The 23795-nt window shown below is 70.2% G+C and carries 19 protein-coding genes; 11 read left to right on the top strand and 8 right to left on the bottom strand.

Annotated elements, in window-relative coordinates; genetic code table 11:
- Nucleotides 1–3: 3 nt before the first annotated feature.
- Nucleotides 4–555, bottom strand: a complete 552-nt coding sequence (gene orn / locus HFP89_RS02710; RefSeq protein WP_168716103.1) for an oligoribonuclease — start codon at nt 553–555, stop codon at nt 4–6.
- A gap of 54 nt (nt 556–609) precedes the next feature.
- On the opposite strand from orn, the gene rsgA reads away from it, so the two are divergent.
- Nucleotides 610–1485, top strand: coding sequence for a ribosome small subunit-dependent GTPase A (gene rsgA / locus HFP89_RS02715; RefSeq protein WP_168716104.1), 876 nt, complete (start codon nt 610–612; stop codon nt 1483–1485).
- 34 nt (nt 1486–1519) lie between these two features.
- Here rsgA and HFP89_RS02720 read toward each other — a convergent pair whose 3' ends face one another.
- Nucleotides 1520–2185, bottom strand: a complete 666-nt coding sequence (locus tag HFP89_RS02720) for an SDR family oxidoreductase (protein WP_168716105.1) — start codon at nt 2183–2185, stop codon at nt 1520–1522.
- A gap of 166 nt (nt 2186–2351) precedes the next feature.
- Here HFP89_RS02720 and HFP89_RS02725 point away from each other — a divergent pair, with 166 nt between their 5' ends.
- From HFP89_RS02725 to HFP89_RS02735, 3 genes are read left to right on the top strand one after another with little or no spacing between them, the layout of a single operon-like run.
- Nucleotides 2352–2666 carry a hypothetical protein gene (locus HFP89_RS02725; RefSeq protein WP_168716106.1) on the top strand — a complete coding sequence of 105 codons (315 nt, stop codon included), beginning with the start codon at nt 2352–2354 and terminating at the stop codon, nt 2664–2666.
- A gap of 7 nt (nt 2667–2673) precedes the next feature.
- Nucleotides 2674–3675 (top strand): agmatine deiminase family protein, encoded by a 1002-nt coding sequence (locus HFP89_RS02730; RefSeq protein WP_168716107.1) that lies wholly within the window; start codon nt 2674–2676, stop codon nt 3673–3675.
- Between the two features lie 40 nt (nt 3676–3715).
- The gene (locus tag HFP89_RS02735) at nt 3716–4618 is read left to right on the top strand and encodes a carbon-nitrogen hydrolase (protein WP_206212194.1); all 903 of its coding nucleotides are present in this window, start codon (nt 3716–3718) and stop codon (nt 4616–4618) included.
- Nucleotides 4619–5336: 718 nt separating this feature from the next.
- Here the strand turns inward: HFP89_RS02735 and HFP89_RS02740 are convergent.
- A complete protein-coding gene (locus HFP89_RS02740) occupies nt 5337–7358 on the bottom strand; it encodes a tetratricopeptide repeat-containing sulfotransferase family protein (RefSeq protein WP_168716108.1) in 2022 nt (673 codons plus the stop codon).
- A gap of 173 nt (nt 7359–7531) precedes the next feature.
- On the opposite strand from HFP89_RS02740, the gene HFP89_RS02745 reads away from it, so the two are divergent.
- Genes HFP89_RS02745 through HFP89_RS02755 form a run of 3 tightly spaced genes read left to right on the top strand, consistent with a single transcriptional unit; the run spans nt 7532 to nt 11789 of the window.
- Nucleotides 7532–8218, top strand: a complete 687-nt coding sequence (locus HFP89_RS02745) for an ABC transporter ATP-binding protein (RefSeq protein ID WP_168716177.1) — start codon at nt 7532–7534, stop codon at nt 8216–8218.
- Nucleotides 8219–8220: 2 nt separating this feature from the next.
- Nucleotides 8221–10584, top strand: coding sequence for an ABC transporter permease (locus tag HFP89_RS02750; RefSeq protein ID WP_168716178.1), 2364 nt, complete (start codon nt 8221–8223; stop codon nt 10582–10584).
- Nucleotides 10581–11789 carry an HlyD family efflux transporter periplasmic adaptor subunit gene (locus tag HFP89_RS02755; RefSeq protein WP_168716109.1) on the top strand — a complete coding sequence of 403 codons (1209 nt, stop codon included), beginning with the start codon at nt 10581–10583 and terminating at the stop codon, nt 11787–11789. Before HFP89_RS02750 ends, HFP89_RS02755 begins: the two co-directional genes overlap by 4 nt.
- 10 nt (nt 11790–11799) lie before the next feature.
- On the opposite strand, the gene HFP89_RS02760 is transcribed toward HFP89_RS02755, so the two are convergent.
- Complete coding sequence (locus tag HFP89_RS02760; RefSeq protein WP_168716110.1) at nt 11800–13242, bottom strand: dihydrolipoyl dehydrogenase; 1443 nt, start codon at nt 13240–13242, stop codon at nt 11800–11802.
- A 54-nt stretch (nt 13243–13296) separates the two neighbouring features.
- On the opposite strand from HFP89_RS02760, the gene HFP89_RS02765 reads away from it, so the two are divergent.
- Entirely contained in the window at nt 13297–14130 is an 834-nt protein-coding gene (locus HFP89_RS02765; protein ID WP_168716111.1) for a nuclease-related domain-containing protein, read from the top strand.
- Here HFP89_RS02765 and HFP89_RS02770 read toward each other — a convergent pair.
- From HFP89_RS02770 to HFP89_RS02780, 3 genes are all read right to left on the bottom strand, one after another.
- Nucleotides 14102–14683, bottom strand: coding sequence for a hypothetical protein (locus tag HFP89_RS02770; protein WP_168716112.1), 582 nt, complete (start codon nt 14681–14683; stop codon nt 14102–14104). The two genes, HFP89_RS02765 and HFP89_RS02770, sit on opposite strands and share 29 nt — an antisense overlap.
- A gap of 112 nt (nt 14684–14795) precedes the next feature.
- Entirely contained in the window at nt 14796–15284 is a 489-nt protein-coding gene (locus HFP89_RS02775; protein WP_168716113.1) for an isoprenylcysteine carboxylmethyltransferase family protein, read from the bottom strand.
- Nucleotides 15281–15838: a DUF1415 domain-containing protein gene (locus HFP89_RS02780; protein ID WP_168716114.1), complete on the bottom strand. Its 558-nt coding sequence runs from the start codon at nt 15836–15838 to the stop codon at nt 15281–15283. Before HFP89_RS02780 ends, HFP89_RS02775 begins: the two co-directional genes overlap by 4 nt.
- Nucleotides 15839–15951: 113 nt before the next feature.
- Here HFP89_RS02780 and HFP89_RS02785 point away from each other — a divergent pair, with 113 nt between their 5' ends.
- Complete coding sequence (locus tag HFP89_RS02785) at nt 15952–17181, top strand: TraB/GumN family protein (protein ID WP_168716115.1); 1230 nt, start codon at nt 15952–15954, stop codon at nt 17179–17181.
- Between the two features lie 9 nt (nt 17182–17190).
- On the opposite strand, the gene HFP89_RS02790 is transcribed toward HFP89_RS02785, so the two are convergent.
- Nucleotides 17191–19065: a hypothetical protein gene (locus tag HFP89_RS02790; protein ID WP_168716116.1), complete on the bottom strand. Its 1875-nt coding sequence runs from the start codon at nt 19063–19065 to the stop codon at nt 17191–17193.
- Nucleotides 19066–19445: 380 nt separating this feature from the next.
- On the opposite strand from HFP89_RS02790, the gene HFP89_RS02795 reads away from it, so the two are divergent.
- Both HFP89_RS02795 and HFP89_RS02800 read left to right on the top strand, forming a co-directional pair.
- Complete coding sequence (locus tag HFP89_RS02795) at nt 19446–22133, top strand: DUF349 domain-containing protein (protein WP_168716117.1); 2688 nt, start codon at nt 19446–19448, stop codon at nt 22131–22133.
- Nucleotides 22130–23794, top strand: a complete 1665-nt coding sequence (locus tag HFP89_RS02800; protein ID WP_168716118.1) for a Na+/H+ antiporter NhaC family protein — start codon at nt 22130–22132, stop codon at nt 23792–23794. The genes HFP89_RS02795 and HFP89_RS02800 overlap by 4 nt, the downstream gene beginning before the upstream one ends.
- The last annotated feature ends 1 nt before the right edge of the window (nt 23795 follow it).

The raw sequence follows: 23795 nt of genomic DNA on the forward strand, positions 1-23795 counted from the left end.
TCGCTACGCCGTCCCGCCCAGCGGACCCATGTACTGGCGGTAGTAGCGCAGTTCGCGGATCGAATCGCGGATGTCCTCCAGCGCCTGGTGGCCGGTGTCCTTGACCAGCCCGTCGGCGATCTCGGGCGCCCAGCGCCGGGCCAGCTCCTTCAGCGTGCTGACATCGAGGTTCCGGTAGTGGAAATAGGCCTCCAGGTCGGGCATCTGGCGGGCCAGGAAGCGCCGATCCTGGCAGATCGAGTTGCCGCACATCGGCGAGCTGCCCGGCGGCACGTGCTCCTCGAGAAACTCGATCGTGCGCCGCTCGGCGGTACGCAGGTCGATGTGACTTTCCAGGCAGCGCTGGACCAGGCCCGAGGCGGTGTGCGTGCGGGTGTTCCACTCGTCCATCGTCGACAGCTCGTCGTCGGTGGCGCGGATGGCGAGGTTCGGCCCGGTCGCGATCTCCTCGAGCTCGGCGTCGGTGACGATGGTCGCGATCTCGATGATGCGGTCGCGGCGCACGTCGAGCCCGGTCATTTCCAGGTCGATCCAGATCAGGCGGGTGGCGTCCATGCAGCGGGATCCTGAGAGCGTGCGACGACTATACCAACCGATCGGAGCGCCGGCATGAGCGCGGCCTACCGGATCCTGACCGCGCTGGGCAACCACGGACTCGCGGTGCCGGACGATGCACCCGACTCGGCCCCGATCGAGCTGCATTTCCGACGCCGGACCGGCCGGCCGCTGGCCGGTGACCTCGTCCGGGTCGACGACCAGGGCGCGGTCGCCGAGATCCTGCCGCGCAGCAACACCTTCGGGCGGGGCACGGCGCAGGGCCGGTTCCAGCCGATCGCGGCCAACCTCGACACCCTGCTGATCGTGATCGCGCCGGAACCCGCACCCAGTGAAGACCTGCTGCATCGCTACCTGGCCGCGGCGCGGATGCAGGGGGTCGATCCGGTGGTGATCATCAACAAGGCGGACCTGCCGATCCCCGATGCGCCGCCGTTCAGCGACCTCGCTGAACTCGACCTGGAGCGGTTCCTGACCCGCGCGGCGCAACCGGCGGAACTCGGCGGCCTGCCGGAGCGGCTGACCCGCGGCATCCACCTGCTGGCCGGACAGTCCGGCGTGGGGAAATCGTCGCTGGCCAACGCGCTGCTGCCCGCGCTGGAGCTCCACACCGGCCACCTGTCGCGCAGCACCGGCAAGGGCCGCCACACCACGACCTCGGCGCAACTCCACCCGCTGCCCGCTGGCGGCTGGCTGGTCGACACGCCGGGCGTCTGGGAGTACGGCCTGTGGGCCATGCCGGTGGACGAGCTGGCGCGCGGCTTCCCCGAGTTCGATTCGACCGGCCCGTGCCGCTTCCGAAACTGCCACCACGATCACGAGCCCGGCTGCGCGGTGCGCGAAGCCGCCGAGGCCGGGCGGGTCCCGGCCAGCCGCTATCGGGCCTGGCTCAGGCTGCTCGGCGAGCAGCAGCGACTCGGCCGGCTCTGATCCGCTCATCCGGTCCAGTCGCGACCCGCAGCAATTACCAGTCCAGTGAATCGCCGTTGGCGTGCCGGAAGCTGCCGGTGGTCGCCAGGCTCAGCTCGTCGAAGCGGCGGATCAGGCCGGCCGCGGCCTCGTCCGGGCCGACATGGCCGGTGTTGCCGGTCATGTCGGTCTTCACGTAGCCGGGGTGCAGCAGGCCGACCGCGACACCGCGCGGCTTCAGTTCGTGGGCCAGCGACACGCCGGCCATGTTCACCGCGGCCTTCGACATCCGGTAGCCGTAGTGGCCGCCGGAGCCGTTGTCGGCGATCGAGCCCATCCGGCTGGTGATGATCACCACCCTGGCACCCTCGGCGAGGCGGTCGCGCAGCGCGCGCGTGACGCGCAGCGGAGCGAGCGCATTGACCTCGTACTGCAGCCGGTAGTCGTCGAGTTGGTCTTCCAGGGCGTCGAAATCGCTGGCGCGCAGCACGCCGGCGTTGTTGATCAGGCCGTTCAGTTCGACGCCGGCGAGCCGTCCGGCCAGCTCCTCCAGCGAGCCGCGGTCGGTCACGTCGATGCCGGATTCGATCCGCAGGTCCAGCGCCTCCAACGCGTCGGACGGCGCTCGGCAGACCGCGATGACGCGGTCGCCGCGCTGACTGAGCTGACGGGCGAGTTCGAGTCCGATTCCGCGATTGGCACCGGTGATGAGCAGGTTCATGGGCGTCCTCCGTGCGTGGATGGATCCGGGCCGCGTTCGCGCCCGGTGCTTGGTTTCGTATCCGGGGGCTATGCTACGATTTCACGCGTCGCGTTGCCGCCCCGGGGCCGTGCCTCGCGACGTGCCGGGGGGTGGTTTCAACACTGGACATTGCGAGGAACAACCCATGGACAAGGGTCTGAAACACCTGGGCTTCGGCCTTCTGCTGGCCGCCTGGATGGCGCCGGCGTCCGCCGACGTGCTGCTGATCGAGGAAGTCCGCGAGCGAATGCAGCGCGACCTGCCGGAAAACGGCCTGACCACCGCCGAGGTGGAGGACCGCTACGGCGCCCCGATCGACCGCGGCCGCCCGGTCGGCGATCCGCCGATCACTCGCTGGACCTACGACGACTACAGCGTGTACTTCGAATTCGACGTCGTCATCGACAGCGTGCTCCATCACGGCGCCGTGCTCGGCGGCCGGACCGGCCGCGGCGGCTGAGCACGACTTGGCCGCCATCGACCATCGCCAGGCGTTCCGCCTGCCGGCCGAGTGGGAGCGGCAGTCCGCGCTGCTGATGGCCTGGCCCACGCCGGACGGCGACTGGGCGCCGACGCTGGACGCGATCGAGGCCGATTACGCCGCCTTCGTCTCGGCCGTGCTGGATCACCAGCCGGTGGTCCTGCTGGTGCCGCCCGGCAGCCGGCGCGACGCCGAGCGCCTCGGCGAACCGCCGGGCCTGCACCGGATCGAGCTGCCCTACGACGACACCTGGTGCCGCGACTACGGACCGATCACGCTGGTCCACGCCGGCCGCCGGAGCGCGCTGGACTTCCACTTCAGCGGCTGGGGCGGCAAGTTCGAAGCCGGGCTGGACAACCGCGTCAACACCCATCTCGCTCGCCATCGGCTGTTTGCCGACCTGACCTTCCGGCAGTCGCATCTCGAGATCGAAGGCGGCGCGATCGAGTCCAACGGTTCCGGGCTGCTGCTGATCAATCGCCACTGCATGCGCACCCGCATTCCGTTCCTCGACGACGCCGAGCTGGACCACGAACTGGCCGAATGGCTGAACCTCGAGGACGTGCTGGCCATCGACGTCGAACCGCTGCCGGGCGACGACACCGACGGTCACATCGATACCCTGGCCCGCTTCGTCGGCCCGCGCCGGATCGCATTCCAGACCCTGCCGGACGATGCCGCCACCCGCGACCTGCTCGGTCAGCTGGAATCGTTGCGCACGCCCGATGGCCGCGCCTTCGAGCTGCATGCCCTGCCCCATCCGGACGACACCGACCCCGAGCGGCCGTGCAGTTACGCCAACTTCGTTCTGATCAACGATGCGGTGCTGGTGCCGCGCTACGACAGCCGACACGATGACGACGCCCTGGCGCGCCTCGGCGCGCTGTTCCCCGATCGCGCCGCGGTCGGCGTACCGGCCGCGACCCTGGTCACCCAGGGCGGCGGTCCGCACTGCGCCTGCATGCAGATCCCGGCCGCGCTGGCCTGACGCCGCGCCCCACCCCCTTTTTCGCACGCGAGTTCCGATCATGACCGATCCGTCGAAGCCGACCGAATCCCTGGCCCTGGCGCTGGTCCAGCACGCCATGACCGAAGACCCCGACGCCAACCGGCAGGCCTCGCTGGACGGCATCGCCGAGGCCGCGGCCCGGGGCGCCGAGCTGGTCCTGCTGCCCGAACTGCACGCCGGCGAATACTTCTGCAAGACCCAGGACCCGGACCGCTTCGCCCTGGCCGAGCCGATCGATGGCCCGACCCGCCGGGCACTGTCCGCGGCCGCCGCCGAACACGGCGTGGTCGTCGTCGGCAGCATCTTCGAGGCGCGCGCGCCGGGGCTGGCGCACAACACCGCGCTGGTGCTGGACACCGACGGCCGGCTTGCCGGCATCTACCGCAAGATGCACATCCCCGACGACCCCGGCTACAACGAGAAGTTCTACTTCACCCCGGGCGACCTCGGCTTCGAACCGATCGACACCTCCGTGGGCCGACTCGGCGTGCTGGTCTGCTGGGACCAGTGGTACCCGGAGGCCGCCCGCCTGATGGCGCTGGCCGGCGCCGAGCTGCTGCTCTATCCGACCGCGATCGGCCACGACCCGAACGACCCGGCCGACGAACAGGCCCGCCAGCTCGACGCCTGGCGCACGGTCCAGCGCGGTCACGCCGTGGCCAACGGCCTGCCGGTGGCCGCCTGCAACCGCGTCGGCCGCGAACCGGACCGCAGCGGCTCGGGTTTCGACGCGGAGTTCTGGGGCCACAGCTTCATTGCCGGCCCCCAGGGCGAGATCCTGGCCGAGGCCGGCACCGAGGCCGAGGTCCTGATCGCGCGCATCGACCGCCGCCGCACCGCCACCGTCCGTCGCATCTGGCCCTTCCTCCGCGACCGCCGCATCGACGCCTACGGGGATCTGGTCAAGCGCTTCCGGCGGTAGGGGTGGTTGCGGCCTTTGCGGCGAGTCGGCGTTGTCGGCTTCGTTCCCTTGGAGGATGCGCGCAAAGGCGCAAAGAGAACTGCGAGGGCGCGAAGAGAAACGGCTTCCTGAAAAGGCAGGAACGAGAAGCGATTTCTCGCAGCGACGCGGAAACGCGCAGAACATCCGAACCCTGAAATTCCCCGGGTGCGCGTCCCCGGGCTGCACGACGGGCCCTTCCTCCGCGACCGCTGCATCGACGCCCATGGGCGTCCGATCAGGCGCTTCCGGGGACGCCGAGCGCCACCGGAGTCCTTAGAACTGTCATCCGTTTTCCTTCGAGATTCTGCGTCTCCGGGAAAAACGCTCCTGCAGCTCCGACACCAGACGCTTCTCTTCGCGCCCTTCGCTCCTTCGCATCCTGGCGACGATCCTGGTGTACCCCGCCACTCATTGTGTGACCTACAACGTGCGCCTGAATCGACAGTGCAAGGCGCGGCCCGCAGTGAGTGGCCAGCCCATGACAAGGGACGCAAGGCCGCAATGTCGGTTCAGGCGCGCTCCTTGGAAGGGCGAGCCGGAGAGCCTTCATCGGCGGCGTTCCGTCGCCTGGATAAGGACGCTGCCATTCCCTGCGAGACAGGCCTTGCAGCCAAACGCTCTCCGACTCGCCATACGTTACCCAAGGAGTGGCGGGGCACACTGGAAAACGAACCGGGCACCGACCGACAACGAGGCCTCACTCCATCGAATACCCGTACTCGTCGAGGACCGGCTGCAAGCGGTCGCGATACGGCATCAGCGCGTCCCGGTAATTCCGCCAGCGCCCCGCCGAGCGGCGGTAGATGCTCTCGGCGACCTGCTCGTAGCTGTTGGTGCGGACCCGCTCGCGGCCGGCCAGGCGAGTGGCCGGATCGAGCATGGCGGGGTCGAAGTCGATGCCCAGGAACGCGCAGGCCCGAGCGACTTCGGCCTCGGGGTCGTCGACCAGGTCTTCGTAGCGAACAAGGTGCAGGCGCCCTTCGAGCAACGGCCGGATGGCGGCCCACAGCTGCATCACGTCGAGGTAGGTCGCGACGGTGTCGTCGAGCGTGTCGAAGTGGACATAGGCGTCGTTGGGCACGTAGTGCTGCATCAGGTTGCTGAGCACCACGTCGGCCGGGTGGCGAAGGGAAACGACGAACTTCGCCGCCGGGAAGGCCTGCGCCAGCAGCGGCGCGTGCAGCACGCGCAGCGGCAGTTTGTCGACGACCCGGTCGGTCGGGCGGTCGCCCAGTTCGTCGGCCACGGCCTTGCGGTAGGCGGCGCGGAAGGCGTCGGCGTCGGCGGCGGGGAACGGCCGGCGGCGGCTCCAGTACGGCTGGCCGTTCGGCTCCAGTGCGGCGCGGGCGCGCTCGAAGGTGGGGCGCTCGTCGAGCGTGGCCAGGCCCTCGGCGGCGTTGAGGATGGTATCGAGCAGCGTGGTGCCGCAGCGTGGGAAGCCGATCATGAAGCACAGCTCGGCGCCGCTGTCGGCGCCGCGGCTGTCGATGCCCGGCGCACCGGCAGCCAGCCAGTCGCGAACGCCGGCAACCTCGCGCGGGAACGCGGCGCGGTCGATCCGCGCTCGCCGCGCGCCGGATGCCGCCCGGCGGTTGGCATCGCGCACGGCCGACAGCGCTTCGTCGTAGCGACCGGCACGATCCAGCGCGTTCGCGCGCTCGAACTGGACCTCCAACGCGAGCCGTTCGGGCAGGCCGCGCGGATCGATTCGGTCGAGCAGCGCCAGCGCGCCGGCCGCGTCGCCGCGCCGCCGCTTCAACCGGGCGGCATCGACGACGACACCGGGGTGCTCGGCCGCGGCCGGTAGCGCGGGGGCCAGCGCGGCCTCGGCCTGGTCCAGGCGATTGGCCTTCTCGAAGACATTGGCCAGCTCGCGCCGCGCGTCGAGCTCGTTCGGGTCAAGCGCCAGCGCGCGCTCGAGGGCCTCGACGGCCTCGGCGGTGCGCAGCTGCTCGTTGCACAGGATGCCCAGGTAGGTCCAGGCCAGCGGGTGATCGGGCGCGCGCTCGAGTACGGCCCGGTAGTCGGCCTCGGCGGCGTCGAGATCGCCGAGCGTCTGTCGGGCCAGGCCGGCGTTCAGGCGCGCTTCGAGATCGGCGGCATCGGCCTCGAGCAGCGCCTGGAAATCGGCCAGCGCCGCGCCCGGACGCTCGGCCAGCGAGTGGGTGATACCGCGATGGAATCGCGCGGCACGCAGCCCCGGTGCCCGCGCCAGCGCTTCCCCGTAGGCGGCGACGGCGGCATCGAGGCGTCCGGCGGCGCGCAGCAGATGACCCTGGTTGTAGCGGGCCACCGCCGAATCGGGGTCGCGTCGAACGGCCTCGGCAAAGCAGCGCTCGGCGTCGGCCATCCGGCCGGCGTTGAACAGCGCGCGGCCGAGGTGCCCGTAGGCCGCGGCGCAATCGGCGTCGCGCCGGATCGCCTGCCGGGCGGCCTCGACCGCCCGCCCCGGATCACCGGCCAGCAGCGCCTGCGCCGAGCGCGCCGCCCAGCCTTCCGCGCTATCGGCTCCGACCAGCCGCTCCAGCACGGGACCGGCCCGATCGGGCCGCGCTTCGGCCAGCCACCAGTCGCGGAGCAACGCGTCGGTGGCTTCGTGACCGGCCCGGGCTTCGAGTTCGAGCAGCACCGCGGCGGTGTCACCGGCGGCCAGTCGGCGCCGGGCCTCCGACAGGATCGACGCGGCCTGCGGGGACTCCTCGGGCGTGGATTCGGTCATCGGTCGGACAGCGAACGCGGGTGGCAAGGCGAGTAGGATACAGGGGGACGCCGGTGCAAGCGCACCGGCCGGGGACCGGCACGATGCAGAACGTGGAGCGCAGCAGAATGGCGTCACGGCCGCAGCAGCAGACCGACCGGGACAGGGCCTTCGACGGAACGCCGCTGTTGCGGATGCGCGGCGTGACCAAGCGCTACGAGGTCGGCGACAGCGAGATCCTGGCCCTGCGCGGTGTCGATCTGGACCTGCACCGCGGCGAGCTGCTGGTGCTGCTCGGCGCGTCGGGCAGCGGCAAGTCGACGCTGCTGAACATCCTCGGCGGACTGGACAGCGCGACGGCCGGCTCGGTGCGCTACCGCGACCTGGAGCTGTGCGGCGCCGATGATTCCACGCTGACCGAGTACCGCCGCGAGCACGTCGGCTTCGTGTTCCAGTTCTACAACCTGGTCCCCAGCCTGACCGCGCGCGAGAACGTCGCGATCGTCACCGAAATCGCCCGCGACCCGATGGCCACCGACGAGGCCCTGGCGCTGGTCGGGCTCGGCGAGCGCGCCGATCATTTTCCGGCCCAGCTGTCCGGCGGCGAGCAGCAGCGCGTCGCGATCGCCCGGGCGATCGCCAAGCAACCGGCCGTGCTGCTGTGCGACGAACCGACCGGCGCGCTGGACTCGCAGACCGGTGTGCAGGTGCTCAAGGCGCTGGAGCGGGTCAATCGCGAGCTGGGCACGACCACCGCCATCATCACCCACAACGCGTCGATCGGCGCAATGGCCGACCGTGTCGTCCGCCTCAGCGACGGCCGGATCGTCTCGATCGACGAGAACGACGAGCGGGCGGCGCCCGAGTCGCTGAGCTGGTGACCATGCTGGCGCTGAACCGCAAGCTGTGTCGCGATCTCTGGAACCTGCGTGCGCAGGCGGTGGCGATCGCGATGGTGATCGCCGGCGGCGTGGCGACCTGGGTGATCTCGCTGTCGACGATCGACGCGCTGGACGATTCGATGCGCCTGTTCTACCAGGACTACCGCTTCGCCGAGGTGTTCGCCGACCTCAAGCGGGCGCCGCGCTCGACGCTGGCGCGCATCCGCGAGATCGACGGCGTACAGGTCGCCGAGGGCCGGATCCGGATGCCGGCGACGCTGGACCTGGCCGGCTTCGACGAGCCCGTCGAGGCGCTGATCGCCTCGCTGCCCGAACGTGGCGAGCCGATGCTCAACCGCCTGTTCATCGACCGCGGCGAACTGCCGGAAGGCGACGGCGCGGCAAAGGTGGTGGTCTCCGAGAGCTTCGCCGAGGCCCACGCGCTGGTACCCGGCGACACGCTGCAGGCGATCGTCCGCGGCCGCGCCATGGCGCTGACCATCACCGCGATCGGGCTGTCGCCGGAATACGTCTACCAGATCCGCCCCGGCGCGCTGTTCCCGGACTACGAGCGCTACGCCGTGCTGTGGATGCGCGAGTCGGCGCTGGAGCGCGCAGCGGACATGGACGGCGCCTTCAACAGCCTGGCCGTGGCACTCGCCCGCGGGGCGTCGACGGCCGACGTCATCGACCGGATCGACGACGAACTGGAACCCTGGGGCGGCACCGGCGCCTACGATCGGAGCGACCAGACCTCGCACAGTTACCTCGACGCCGAACTCGCCTCGCTGCGCGCGATGGCAAAGATCGTGCCGGTGATCTTTCTCGGCGTGGCGGCCTTCCTGCTCAACATCGTCATGCACCGGCTGATCGGCATGCAGCGCGACCAGATCGCGATCCTGAAGGCCTTCGGGTATCGCAACCGGACGATTGCCGCGCACTACGTCGGACTGGTGCTGGCGATCTGCCTGCTGGGCCTGGTGCCCGGCATGATCGCCGGCACCTGGCTGGGTCACGGCCTGGCCTCGATCTACCGCGAGTTCTTCCGCTTTCCTGCGCTGTACTACCAGCCCGGCCTGTCCATCTACGCCAGCGCGGTGCTGGTGACGGTCGCGGCCGCGCTGGCCGGCACGCTGCGCGCGCTGTGGGCCACGTTCCGGCTGGCCCCGGCCGAGGCGATGCGGCCGGAGCCACCGCGCGGATTCCGCCGGACCGTGCTCGAGCGCCTGCCCGGCGTTCGCGGCATGGACCAGCCGACCCGGATGATCGCGCGCAACCTGGAACGCCGGCCGGTCAAGTCGACGCTGGCCGTGGTCGGCATCGCGCTGGCCGTGGCGATCCTGATCACCGGCCGGTTCCAGCAGGACACGATCGACTACATGCTCGACGTGCAGTTCGGCTTTTCGGCGCGCGAGGACCTGACCGTGACGCTGACCGAGCCGGCCGGCCGCGACGCACTGCACGAGATGGCCTCGATTCCCGGCGTGACCCGGGTCGAGCCGTTCCGCGGCGTGCCGGTGGAGCTGTCCAGCGCCCATCGCCGCTACCGCACCGCGGTTCAGGGCTACGCGTCGGATCCCGTGCTGCACCGCGCGCTGGACGCTTCGCTGGCACCGATCGAGATGCCCGACGACGGGGTGCTGCTGACCGACTGGCTGGCCGATCGGCTCGGCGTCGGCGCCGGTGACCGGGTCACGATGAAGCTGCTCGATCGGCGCGACGCGGTCTTCGACGTGCTCGTGGTCGGTGAAGTCCGCGAATTCGTCGGCGCCTCGGGCTACATGCACATCGACGCGCTGAACCGACTGCTCGACGAAGGCGACCGCATTTCCGGGGCCTTCCTGGCCGTCGACGGGGACCGTCTGGCCTCGGTGTTCGACGCGCTGGAGGAGCGGCCGCGGGTCGCGGCCAGCACGCTCCGGCGGGCGATGATCGACGCCTTCAACGACACCATGGGCGAAAACATCCTGGTGTTCGCCTTCATCAACACCGTGCTGGCGGCCACCGTGGCCTTCGGCGTGATCTACAACACCGCGCGGCTGTCGTTGTCGGAACGTTCGCGCGAACTGGCGTCGCTGCGCGTGCTCGGCTTCCGGCGCAGCGAGATCGCCTGGATCCTGATCGGTGAACTGGTCCTGGTCACGCTGATCGCGATTCCGCTGGGCTGCCTGCTCGGCACCTGGTTCTGCGACTGGATCGGCCGCGCCATGGCCTCGGAGTTCTATCGGATCCCGACCGTGATCCAGCCGGCCAGCTACGCGTTCGCCGCCGCCGTGGTGCTGATCGCGATGCTGGTCTCGGCCGTCGCCATCGGTCGCCGCCTCTATCACCTGGACCTGGTCGAAGTACTGAAGACACGCGAATGAAGACTCCGGAACGAAAGACCCTTCTCGCCGCCGCGGTCGTGATCGCCGTCGTGCTGCTGCTGACGCTGAGCTTCCGGCCGCAGCCCGTGCCCGTCGACATCGTTCGGGCCGAGGCCGCCACGGTCATCGACTCGGTCCGCGAGCGGGCGCGGACGCGGGTCAAGGACCGGTTCGTCGTCTCCGCACCGGTGGCCGGCTTCGCGCTGCGCATCGACTGGGACGTCGGCGACCGGGTCGAGGCCGGCCAGGAGTTGCTGCGCCTGCAGCCGGCACCGAGCTCGGTGCTGGACCGGCGGAGCCTCGAGGCGGCGCGGGCCGAGGTCGCGCGCGCCGAGGCCGCGGTGGCGGCCACCGAGGCCGGACTGGAAGCCGCGCGGGCCACGGCGGAACTGACCGAGCAGGAATTCCTTCGACTGGAACCGCTGTTCGAGCGCGGCACGATTTCGGCCAACCAGCTCGACCGCGCCCGGGCCGCGCGGCGCGAGGCCGAGGCGCACCTGCGCTCGGCGGAGTTCGACGTGGAGGTGGCCCGCCAGGGCCTGCGGCACGCGCGCGCCGCGCTGCTCCAGGGAGAAACCAACGGCGACGACGAGCTCGAGGCCTTCCGGGTGCTCGCGCCGGTCGCCGGCCGGGTGCTGGCCGTGCTGCACGAATCGGCCGGCGTGGTCCAACCCGGCGAGCCGCTGCTGGAACTCGGTGACCCGGCTTCACTCGAAATCGTCGCCGAGGTCCTGACCGCCGACGCGGTCCGGCTGTCGCCGGGTCTGCCCGTCGATCTCGAACGCTGGGGCGGCGATGCGCCGCTGGCCGGCGAGGTGCGGGTCATCGAACCGGCGGCGTTCACCAAGATTTCGGCGCTGGGCGTCGAAGAGCAGCGCACCCGGGTGCTGGTCGACCTGGTCTCGCCGTTCGAGGCCTGGTCCGCGCTGGGCGACGGCTTCCGCGTCGAGACCCGCTTCATCCTCGACCGCGCGACCGATGTGCTGAGCGTGCCGAACGGCGCGCTGTTCCGGCACGGCGGGGGCTGGGCGGTGTTCGCGGTGGTCGACGGCCGGGCCGTGCTGCGACCGGTCGAACTCGGCCTGCGAGGCGACCTGCGCACGGTGATCGGCTCGGGCCTCCAGGCCGGCGACGCGGTCATCGCGCATCCCGATACGGAAATCGCCGACGGGGTCCGGGTCGAACCGTTCCGCGCCGCCGACTAGCCGCGCCCGCTCACGTGCCGGGGCCGCAGTCCATGCACTCGTCGAGATCGGTCGTGGTCTGCTTCATCGCGCCGTTGAGATCGCGCAGCGCGGTGCGCAGGCCTTCCTCGACGACCGGGTGGTAGAACGGCATGTCGAGCATCTCCGGAACCGTCATTCGCTGCTGCGCCGCCCAGGCCAGCAGGTGCGCGACGTGCTCCATCGCCGGACCGAACAGTTCGGCACCGAGGAATCGCCGGGTGCCGTGCTGGCCGAACAGCCGGATCTCGCCGCGATCGCGGCCCATGGTCCGGGCCCGGCCCTGGTTGCGCATCGACGCACCACCCACCGCCAGTTGATCGCCGCAGCGCGCCTCGACCTCGTCGCGGGTCAGCCCGACCTGGGCGATCTGCGGATCGGTGAACACGATGGCGAGCGGGCAGCGGCGCAGGCCGGCGCGCACATCGGGCCAGCGCCCGGCGTTGGCGCCGGCGATGCGACCCTCGTCGGCGCCCTCGTGCAGCAGTGGGACCTCGTTGTTCACGTCGCCGGCGATGAACACCGGCGCGTCGCCGCACTGCATCGTGTAGCGATCGAAGACCGGCACGCCGCGGTCGTCCAGCGCAAGACCCGAATGCTCCAGTCCCAGGTCGTCGACGTTGGGCCGGCGGCCCGTCGCGGCCAGCAGCCAATCGAAACGCTCGTCCCGTACCTCACCGCCCTCGCGCCAGCGGACGGTCACGCCGTCGTCGTGCCGTTCGATCGCCTCGACCTCGGCATCCGGGTCCAGCGGGAACTCCTCGCGGAACCCCTCCAGGGCCAGCGCGCGGATCGCCGGGTCGCGGATCGGCCCGACCGCGCCGCCGACGCCGAACATCCTCACCCGCACGCCCAGTCGGGCCAGCGCCTGGCCCAGTTCCAGGCCGATGATGCCCGGCCCGAAGAGGGCCAGCGAGGCCGGCAGGTCGGTCCAGTCGAAGACCTCGTCGCTGGTGATCAGGCGATCGCCGGCGGGCTTCAGCGGCGGCACGATGTTCGTTCGCGAGCCGGTGGCGATGACCACCCGATCGGCCCGAATGCGCTCGCCGCCGTCGATGTCCAGCAGCCCCGGCTCGACGAACCGGGCCCGGCCGCGGACCAGCGCCTCGTCCTCGATCCGCTTGTGCATGGACTGGACCGCGAGCCGGACGAACCGGTCGCGCTCGCGCCGTACGCGGTCCATGACCGCCGGACCGTCGATCGCGACCTCGCCGGTCCGGACCCCGAAGCGCTCGGTGTCACCGGCGCGATGGGCCGCCTCGGCCGCGGCAATCAACAGCTTGCTGGGCATGCAACCGACCCGCGCGCAGGTCGTGCCGTATTCGCCGGCCTCGATCAGCACCGCGCTTTCGGTGTGCTTCCGGACCTGCCCGAAGGCGACCAGGCCGGCCGTACCGGCCCCGATCACCGCAACATCCACGTTCCGCGTCGTCATCGGCGTTGTCGCTCCAGTCGAAGGTGACGCTTCAGGGTAACGGATGCCGACCCTGTGGCACACTCCCCCGCCATGGCCGACACCCGATCCGTGACCCCGTATCCGGCGCTGGAGCGTCATCGCCGGGAACAGCGCCTGGCCGCGCGCCGGCGCACGCGGATGCTCTGGCTCGCCCTGCCGCTGACCGCCGCCACGGTCGGCCTGCTGTACCTGTGGAGTCCGCCGCTGGCCTGGCTGGTCGGTGCGATCGCCGGCATGGGCTTGTTCTTCGCGCTGCTGCCCGGCGCCAGCTCGGTCGACCCCGGCGAGCTGGCCGGCGTCGAGGGCGAGCGGGCCGCGCTGGACGGGCTGCGCGCCCTGCCCGACGATTTCCGGGTGCTCAATCGGGTGCGACTGCCCGATCCCCGACTGCCCAACGGCGAACGCGAACTGGATTTCGTCGTCGCCGGTCCGACCGGGCTGTGGGTGATCGAGGTCAAGAACACGCCGGGGCTGGTGCAGGTGGTGCCCGGCGCCCGCCACTGGCCGCTGGCGAAGCGCTCGGGCTGCTCGAGCTGCCCGGCCTGGAACGCGATCGACAACCCGGAGCACCAGCTGCGCGACCAGCTCGACGCGTTCGGCCGGTGGCTGCTGATGAACGGGGTCTCGCTGCAGCCGCGCGGAGCGATCTGTCTCGCCCATCCGGAGGTGGCGATCCGGGACGCCGACGAGGCCGCCTATCCCGTATGCGTACCCAGCCAGTTACGGGATTGCCTGCAGTCCGGAAGCGAGGTCCGGCTCGCGCCGGACGTACCGGCGCTGCTCGACACGCTGTCCGGCCCGGTGCCGCGGCCGACCGATCAGGCTCGAAAAGGAAGACTCAGAAGTCCCAGCGAACCCCGCCGGTGATGAAGTTCGAGCCGCCGTTGACGTCTTCGAACAGGCCCTTGCCGCCGGAGCGGTGGTGGAGCCGGACGAAGGCGGCGAACGGCGAATCGTTCGGCGGCGAGAACTCGAACTCGATCATCAGGTAGCCGAGCAGCTTGGTGCTCTCCAGCTCGCCGATCCGCTCGGCCCGCGGCTCGATCAGCGGCACCTCGGTGGCGTAGGACACGCCGGCGCCGACGGCGAAGCTGGTGTCGACGTAGTCGTCCCAGAAGAACGGCATCCAGCGCGCGATGTAGGCCGCGTTGAACTCCCAGTGGTCCTGGAAGTCGCCCCAGTGCCTGACTGCCTGGCCCTCGACCTCGAAGCGCCAGTTCTTCGTCTGGATATGGACCCAGCCCGGGGAGACCGCGACCAGGTAGGAATCGATGAACGGCGTATCGAACTTCGTGATGATGTCGAGCAGGCGATCCGAGGCCGCCTGGCCCGAATAGGCCGAAACGTGCCACTGGCCGGTGCGGTCTTCGGGCGAGCGATCGCCATCGTCGCGGGCCGCGGCCGTCGTCGAAAGAACCATCGCCAGAAGACAGGAAACGAGAACACGGGAGGGACGCAAGGGAGTCATCGAAAGTCGGTGCAGGATCGGCCAGCCGGTATCGTACCCGCTTCGCCCGGCGCCGAGGCCCGGTTCAGGAGCGCGGCAAGCCCAGCCAGCGGGGGACCCGGCGACAGTAGTCCTCGAACAGCGGGCCGAACCGTTCGCGCAGGATGCGCTCTTCGGGCAGGACCTGGAAGCGATGCAACCACAGCGCCAGCAGCACCGGCCCGGTCAGCGCCGACAGTGCGTCGAAGTCGAAGGCTGCACCGAGCAGTACGGCAACGAAGCCGACATACATCGGGTTCCGGCTCACGGCGAACACGCCGCGATCGACCAGCTGCGACGCACGCGCCGGACGGGTCGGGTCGACGGTGGTCCCGAATCGCCGGAACTGCCAGACGCCAGCGGCCGCGAACAGCGCACCGACGATGACCAGCACCGTACCGAGGTCATCGGACAGGCCGGCCGGCAGCGGTATCGGCGGGCTCCAGTACGCCGAGATGCGCATCGCGAGCAGCAGCACCAGCCCGGCGGCGACCGGAGGAACCTTCAGTTCCAGCCACCCGACCCGGCGGTTCATCGACCGCCTTCGATCCATTCTCGCCAGCCCGCCTCACCGAGCCGTCGCAGGGTCTCGATGTTGCGGCGGTAGATCGCGTCGGGATCGTCGAGGCCGGCCACGGCGCGCGCCACGCTTTCCTCCCGCAGCAGGTGCAGGATCGGCACCGGCGAGCGGTTGGTGCAGTTGGCCGGATCGTCGGGCGGTGCGTCGGCAAAGCGGTAGTCCGGATGGAAGCCGACGACCTGCAGCTCGCCTTCCAGGCCCAGCGCCCGGAGCACGGCATCGGCGAGATCGAGGAAATCGTTGAAGTCGAGAAAATCGTCGAACAGCAGCGGGCTGGCCAGCAAGGTGGTTTCCAGCGCCTCCGGATCGGCCTCGGCCAGCCGACGAAGCTCACCGTCCAGGTCGGCGACCAGCGCGTCTTCGCGATCGGCCCGGCTGACCGCGATCCGCACCCGCCCGGTCTCGTAGGGCCGGCGGGCGAACGGACACAGGTCCAGGCCGAGCACGCCGCGCTCCAGCCAGGACCGGATGTCCGCCACGATGCGGTCGGTGGGTGCCGAGAAGGTCATGCGCAGCCCGCCCGGGTCGAGTCGGTCGCTAGTGTACCCCCCCGGCCGCCGCGGCAAGCCAGCCGCGACGGTCCGGCTGCTACACTTTCGCGCTTGTCCCCCGACCGGCCCGCATGAACCATTCCAACGAAACGCCGTCCAGCGACGCTTCCGATGAGTTCGCCAATGAACCGGTCCGCGAAATCGAACGCGACGGCGTCCACTACACCCTGCTCGGGACCGCGCACGTCTCGCCGGCGTCGGCCGCCGCGGTCAAGCACCACGTCGAGTCCGGCCGCTTCGACGCGGTCGCGATCGAGTTGTGCCCGTCCCGTCATCGAGCGCTGACCGACCCGAGCGCCTGGCGTTCGATGAACCTGTTCCAGGTCATCCGGGAACGCAAGGCCGGGATGATGATGGCCAGCCTGGCGCTGGCCGCCTACCAGCGCCGGATCGCCGAGCAGTTCGATATCGAGCCGGGCGCCGAGATGAAGGCGGCGATCGAGGCCAGCGAACGCCGCGACCTGCCGCTGCAGCTGATCGACCGCGAGATCGGCATCACCCTGAAACGCACCAGCCGCCGGCTGTCGTGGTGGAAGCGCTGGGTGCTGACCAACGGGCTGGTGCTCAGCCTGTTCTCGCGCGAGAAGATCGAGGAAGAGGACATCGAGCGACTCAAGCAGGGCGACATCCTCAACGAGACCTTCAGCGAGTTCGCCGACCAGTCGCCGGAGCTCTACGAGAGCCTGATCACCGAGCGCGACCACTACATGGCCGCCCGGCTGCGCGAGGACAACGCGGCCCATCCGGGCCGCCGCGTGCTGGCCGTGCTCGGCGCCGGCCACCTGGCCGGCACCGCCGAGGCGCTGACCCGGGACGTCGAGCCGTCGAGCGAGGTCGAGCGCCTGGACCGGACCCCACCACCGTCGAAGGTCTGGAAGGCCCTTCCGTGGATCATCCTGGTCGCGGTGCTGACCGGCTTCGGCATCGGATTCTCGCGCAGCCCCGAGCTGGGCTGGTCGCTGGTCCTGACCTGGGTCGTGATCAACGGCGGGCTGTCGGCGCTGGGTGCCCTGGTCGCCCGCGCGCACCCGATCACGGTGCTGGCCGCGCTGTGCGCAGCGCCCCTGACCTCGTTGAATCCGACCATCGGCGCCGGCATGGTCACCGGCGCGGTCGAAGCCTCGCTGCGCAAGCCGAGGATGGGCGACTTCGAAACGCTGCGCGACGACGTCGTCCAGCTGTCGGGCTGGTGGAAGAATCGCGTGGCGCGCGTGTTCCTGGTGTTCTTCCTGTCCAACCTCGGCTCGGCGCTGGGCACCTGGATCGCCGGGGCGAGCATGATCCGCCAGCTGGCGGCCTGAGGAACCGGATCAGTCGTCGGGCAGGCAACCCAGCTGCCCCTGCAGCGGGTTGTGCGGCTTGGCCAGGAAGCTGGCGCTGACCTGCAGGCGCAGCGGCTCGCCGGTCTCGGGGTTGCGCACCCCCTGCGCTTCCAGCACCGCGTTGATCGTGCCGGTGAGCCGATTGTCCTGGTAGTCCGTGATCTCGATCGACCCGCTGCCCGGCTCGCCGGGCGCCCAGGCGAAGCGCGTCTGCGCGGTCATGTCCCGGTCGAAGTCGCCGGTCAGCACTTGGATCAGGCCGGGCTCGAGCGCGCCGCGGAAGCCCGGCTCGATCGGCTGATCGAAGACCGATGCCGTCAGCCGGAAGCCGCCCAGCGCCGAAGCCAGCTGGGCATTCGCGCCGGCCGCCGGGTCCATCTCGATCAGCGTGATGCCCAGGGTCTCGGTGGGCAGGGCGGCCGCCTCGCGCTGCCAGGCCGCAGCGCCGGCCCGGAGCTCGGCGCGTTCCTCGTCGGACATCCGATCGCCGGCGAGTTGCTCGAGGAAGCCGGCCATGCCCTGCACGTTGCCGGGGTTCGTCATCAGGCCGGTCGAGGTCGAGCCACCGGACGTCGAGAAACGCGCGACCCGGCCGGCGGCCGACGTCGAGGTGGTGTCGCCCGACAGCGTGGCCGAGAAGCTGCAGCCGTCGATCGGCTCGAGCTCGAACTCCAGGCGGAAATCACGGGCGTCCGTGGCGACCGGATCGCGACCGACGTTGGACACGCGGGCCAGGAATTCCGGCGCGTCCCCACCGCCCGTAACGACGGTCTGGAACACGTTGCGCGCCGCGACCCAGGCCGGATCGCGGAACTCCGGCTTGAGGTCCATCTGCGACGAAGCGAAGGCCGATGCTCCCCCCGGCATCGAGTAGTCGGTCTCGCCGACCGCCAGGTGCAGGTCCTCGTGATCGGGCCGGATCCGGATCGTCAGCCGCGCCGCCTCGCCATCGGGCACCTCGGCCTTGACGCGCACCGCCTCGGCGGCGATTTCCCGCACGCGGCCGGAGTGCTCCTCCTCGACCACCCGATCGTCGCGGTAGCGAAGTCGCTCGTCGTGGATCGATGAAAAATGCACAGGCCGGTTCGCGAAGTCGGCAATGAATGCCGGAAACAGTTCGTACAGGCCGAGGCTCCGATCCTCGAGCCAGGTCTGGAGATCGGCGAGGCCTTCGTGCTCGGCAAAGTCGAACTCGATCAGCAGGTCGGCCAGGTAGCCGACCCGGTCCGGGGCGGCCAGGACCTCGCCCAGCCAGAGCCACCACCGGAATGTCCGGTATTCATTCACCAGCGAATCGGGACGATGCAGGGGAAAATCGTAGAACCGATCGAGCGACGTCGCATCGGTCAGGCCCGTGCGGTGCAACCATGCGATCTGGACCGCGACGGCCATGGCTTCGACGACCCACTTGGGTTTCGGCCCTTCGAGGATCGGATACCGAGCCTGGACCGCATGGAACATTTCGTGCACCATCACGCCCGTTTTCGAAAGCCTGCGTCCGTGGCTGACACCGCTCCCATCGGACGCATCGCCCATCGCGAAGAACGACGTGAAATCGACGTACAGATTGCCGCCGCTGTACAGTCCGTTGTAGTTCGGCTTCCCGGGCGGCCTGAGGATGCCGTCCGCGACCCAGGCCAGGTTGGCCTCGTTCTCGTTGTCGGTCCGGGTATCGGTCGGAACGTCGGGTTCGCGGAAGCACAGCGTTTCCAGCCACTCGCTCGCCGCTTCCAGCTCACTGCGTGTCGCCGCCGCTACGCCCGTCGTACGCGTGTCATCGCATTCCAGGCTCTCGTAGGCCTCGTTGGTGATCATCAGGTCCTCGAGATCGAGCCGCTCGAGCACCTCGCCGGTGCATCGCACCCACCAGTCGGTCGTCGGCCAATGACCTCCGACAGGACACTCGTCGGCCCGTGCGATCGGCGCAAGCAGTCCGCCGGCGAACAACACCGTGAGGCAGTAACCTCGGATCCTCGAGTATCCTGAATGAGTCGCGCGCATCGGCTGCTTGCCATTCGACCATGGTCCTGCCTCCAAAGTACGGGAAGCGCGTTTCCGATGCGACACATCGAAGCCGAACTGGCAGCCCATGGAGAAATCAAGCACAATCCTCGACGACCGGCATGGCTTCCTGCGACCGCGGGTCGGACATGCAGGGTGCCGGTGGCGTTCGAACCACGTCCGGCACGCCGGCCGCCACTGACTCCGCACCGCCTCGAAATGAACCGAATCGGAACCGCTCGATGAGCCTCAAAGAACGTCTGTTCGGAATGCCCTGGGAACACAAGAACGCCGAAGAGCGCGTCCTTGCGATCACCGGCAGCACCGACCCCCGCCTGCGCGAGGCCCTGCCCGGACTGGCGACCGGTGATCCGGACCCGCACGTTCGGCTGGCGGCGCTGAAGCGGATGGACGACGAAAATGCCTGGCGCACCGCCTGCCGCGACGATCGCGACGGCAAGGTTCGCGAGGCCGCCCACCGCTCCGTGCTCCACTGGATCACGACCGCGCCCCGGCCGGACGCAGTCGACGCGCGCCGCGAGTGGCTGCGCGGTGTCGATGACGCCGCGCTGATCAAGCGCGTGGCCGAGTCCGCGCGGGATGTCGAGCTGCGTCGCGATGCCCTGGTCCGGATCGGCGCCCAGGGCTACCTCGGCGATCGCTTCTGCGAGGAGCCCGACGACGAGGTCGCTGACGAAATCCTGGCACGGATCGATCAGGCCTCGACGCTGAAGCGCGTTGCCGAGCGCCTGCGCACCCGGCACAAGCAGCGCCACCAGGCCGTGCTCGAGCGGCTGGGCTCGCTGGCCGACGACGGCGGTCGCGCGACCCGCGAGTCGCGGGCGCGCGAACTGGTCGACGGCATCGAGCAACTGGCCCGCGGTCAATACAGCGGCGACCGCGAGGCGCGCGCCGACGAACTGCAGGCGCGCTGGGCGGAGATCGAGGAACCGGAACCGGCTCTCCAGCGGCGCTTCGAAGGTGCCCTGCAGATCGTTCGTCGTGCGCTTCGGCCGCGGCCCGAACCAAGGGAGACCGCCGAGAGCCCCTCTGCGAACACCAGGGCGGCCTCCCCGCTGGAGCAGGCCGTCGAGGCGCTTCGCACGCTGGCCGCGCAACCGGTCGGCGACGACACGGCACAGCGCCTGCGCGAGCGGGTCGCGGAGTTCGAGCTGGCCTGGAAAGCGATGTCGGACCCGGACGAAGCGGCCCGCAAGCAGGCCCAGCACTTCAACGCGCTGGCCGACGAGCTGCGGGCCCGGCTGGCGCCGGCCGCCGCACCGGCGACGAAAGAGAAGGACGGCAAGCCCGCGCCCAGCGGCCCCGACCCGGCCCTGATCGAGGCGCTGGAGACCGCACTGGAGACCGCCGAGCGAGCGCTCGACGGCGGCGAGATCCCGACCGCGAGCGAAGCGGTCAATGCCGCCCGAAGCGCGCACGACCGCATTCCGAAACGACATCGGCCGACCGAAGCCGCGGGCCGGTTGACCCGGATGAGCGGCCGGCTGAAGGAAATGCGCGACTGGCAGCACTGGTCGAACAACAAGCTGCGCGAGCGACTGATCGAGCGCGCCGAGGCGATCGACCCGGCCGAGCTGCACCCGGATGCGATCACCGAACGCCTGAAGGAGCTGCGCGAGCGCTGGCGCCAGCTCGATGCCCAGGAACTCCTGCCCGACGAGAAGCGCCGCTTCGCCGCACCCCATGCCCAGTGGCGCCGCTTCCAGGCCGCCTGCAAGCAGGCGTTCGAGGGCGCCAAGCCCTACCTGGAAAAACGCTCCGAGGTCCGCGAGGAATCGCTCGGCGAGCTGAAGGCCTTTCTCGACGATGCCGAACGCCTGGTCGACGATGAGGCTGCCGATCGCGACGCCCTGGTGCGCCATCAACGTGCCGCCCGCCAGGTGATCCGCAATCTCGAGCAGGTACCGCCGAAATCACGCGGGCGCATGGCCAAACGGCTCAAGGCGCTGATGGACCGGATTTCCGCCCGGCTCGATGCCGCCTCCGAGGCGGTCGAGCAGGAAAAGCGCAGGCTGGTCGCCGAGGCCCGCAAGCTCGCCCATGAAAAGGACCGCACGGTGGCCATCGATCGGGCCAAGGCGCTGCAGGCGGCCTGGAAACAGGCCGGACGCGGTCGGCGCAAGGTCGAGGACGCGCTGTGGAAGGAGTTCCGCGAGCCGATCGATCCGCTGTTCGAGGGGCTGAAGAAGGAGCGCGACGAACAGCGCGAAAAGGATCGCGCGGCGATCGACGAACTGAAGGCCCTGTGCGAACGGGCCGAGGCGCTGGTGAACGCCGGCGACGACGAACTGGAAGCCGCCGCGGGACCGCTCGCCGGCCTGGAAGACGAGTTCGGCCAGCACGGCCGCGTGCCGCCGGCGCTGCGCAAGCGGATGGATGCCGCGATCAAGACCTACCGGCGGCGGATGAACGAATTGGCCGAAGCGCGCGAACAGGCCGCCCGTGCGCACCTGGACGCCCTGGCCGAAGCGCTGCAGCAGGCCTGGGCGGCGATCGCCGGCGGCCAGGCGGCCGCGCCGGACCGCCCGGACGTGCCGGCAGACGACCCGCTCGGCCAGCAGATGAATGACCGCCTCGAGGCCTTCCTGGCGCCCGGGGCGAAGCCCGATGTACTGGCCGACGAAGTCCGGCGCGGCACCGATCGGGCCCGCCAGGTCTGCGTCGAGATGGAGTGCCTGACCGGCCTCGAGAGCCCGGCGGCCGACAAGAACCTGCGCATGGACTACCAGCTCAGCCGGCTGTCGAGCCGGCTCGGCGAAGGCGCCGCTCGTCCGGACATCGACGCCGAGCGCGCCGAGCTGCTACGCCGCTGGCTGGGCAGCTTCCCGCACGATCCGGCGGCGCATGCCGCCCTGGCCGAGCGCTATCGCGCAGCCGACCGGATTCTCAAGCAGATGAGCGCCTCATGACGCGAATGCTCGTACCCGCAGCGAAACCGCTGACCTTCCTCGCCCTTCTCCTGCTGCCTGCGCTGGCCACGGCCCAGGACGCCGCTGCAGGCGCACCCGATCACGCCGGCTGGATCTCGCTGCTGCCCCCGCTGGTCGCGATCGGTCTGGCGCTGGCGATCCGCCAGGTGATCCCGGCGCTGTTCGCCGGCGTCTGGATCGGCGCCTGGGCAGCGACCGGCTTCTCGCCGATCGGCCTGCTGTCGTCGCTGATGGAAACCGCCGATACCTACATCCGGATGGCGATCGCCGAGCCGGACCACGCCTCGGTCATGCTGTTCACGCTGCTGGTCGGCGGCATGGTCGGGGTGATCTCGCGCAACGGCGGCATGCTCGGCATCGTCGAACGCATCGTCGTGTTCGCCGACACCACGCGACGCGCGATGATGGCCACGGTCGGCATGGGGCTGGCGATCTTCTTCGACGACTACGCCAACACGCTGGTCGTCGGCAACACCATGCGGCCGATCACCGATCGATTGAAGATCTCGCGCGAGAAACTGGCCTACCTGGTCGACTCCACTGCCGCGCCGATCGCCTGCATCGCGCTGGTCACGACCTGGGTCGGCTACGAGGTCGGCCTGATCCGCGACGCGATGGCCTCGATCCCGGGCCTGGACCTGAACCCCTACCTGGTCTTCCTGAATTCCATCGCCTACAGCTTCTACCCGCTGCTGGCGCTGGTGCTGGTGTTCAGCGTGGTCGGGCTCGGTCGCGACTTCGGGCCGATGCTCGCCGCCGAGCGACGAGCCCGTCACCAGGGCCAGGTCGCGCCGCCGACCTCGGGCGCGAAACTGACCGCCGACGACATGCAGGACGTCCAGCCCGAGCCGCACGTTCGGCTGCGCGCGATGAACGCGGTGCTGCCGATCCTGACCCTGGTCTTCGGCGTGGTCGCCGGCATGTTCGTGACCGGCGAAGGCGCGACGATCCGGGATATCGTCGGCTCGGCCGATCCGTACAAGTCCTTGATCTGGGGCTCGCTGGCCGGCTCGCTGGTCGCCATCGGCCTGTCGATGGGCCAGCGCATCCTGTCGCTGGAAGACGCGTTCGGCGCCTGGTTCTTCGGCGCCCGCGCGATGCTCTATGCGATCGTGATCCTGGTCCTGGCCTGGGCCTTGTCGGGCGTGACCGACGTACTCGGCACGGCCGGCTACCTGGTCTCGCTGCTCGGCGATTCGCTGCATCCCGGCCTGCTGCCGGCGCTGGTGTTCGTGCTGGCCGCGGTCACCGCGTTCTCGACCGGGTCGAGCTGGGGCACGATGGGCATCCTGCTGCCGCTGATGGTGCCGCTGGCCTGGGCGCTGATGGCCGCGCAGGGCATGGACGGCACCGAGCACCTGCCGATCCTGTACGCCACCGTCGCCTCGGTGATGGGCGGTGCGGTCTGGGGCGACCACTGTTCACCGATCTCGGACACCACCATCCTGTCGTCGATGGCCAGCCAGTGCGATCACATCGAGCACGTGCGGACCCAGCTGCCGTATGCGCTGCTGGCCGGCGGCATCGCATTGCTGTTCGGCGCCCTGCCCGCCGGCTTCGGCGTTCCCTGGTGGATCGGGCTGACGGCCGGAGCCGCGGTGCTGGTCGGAATCGTGCGCTGGAAGGGCCGGCCGGCCTGAG

The organism is Wenzhouxiangella sp. XN79A, assembly GCF_012272825.1.
Lineage (GTDB): Bacteria > Pseudomonadota > Gammaproteobacteria > Xanthomonadales > Wenzhouxiangellaceae.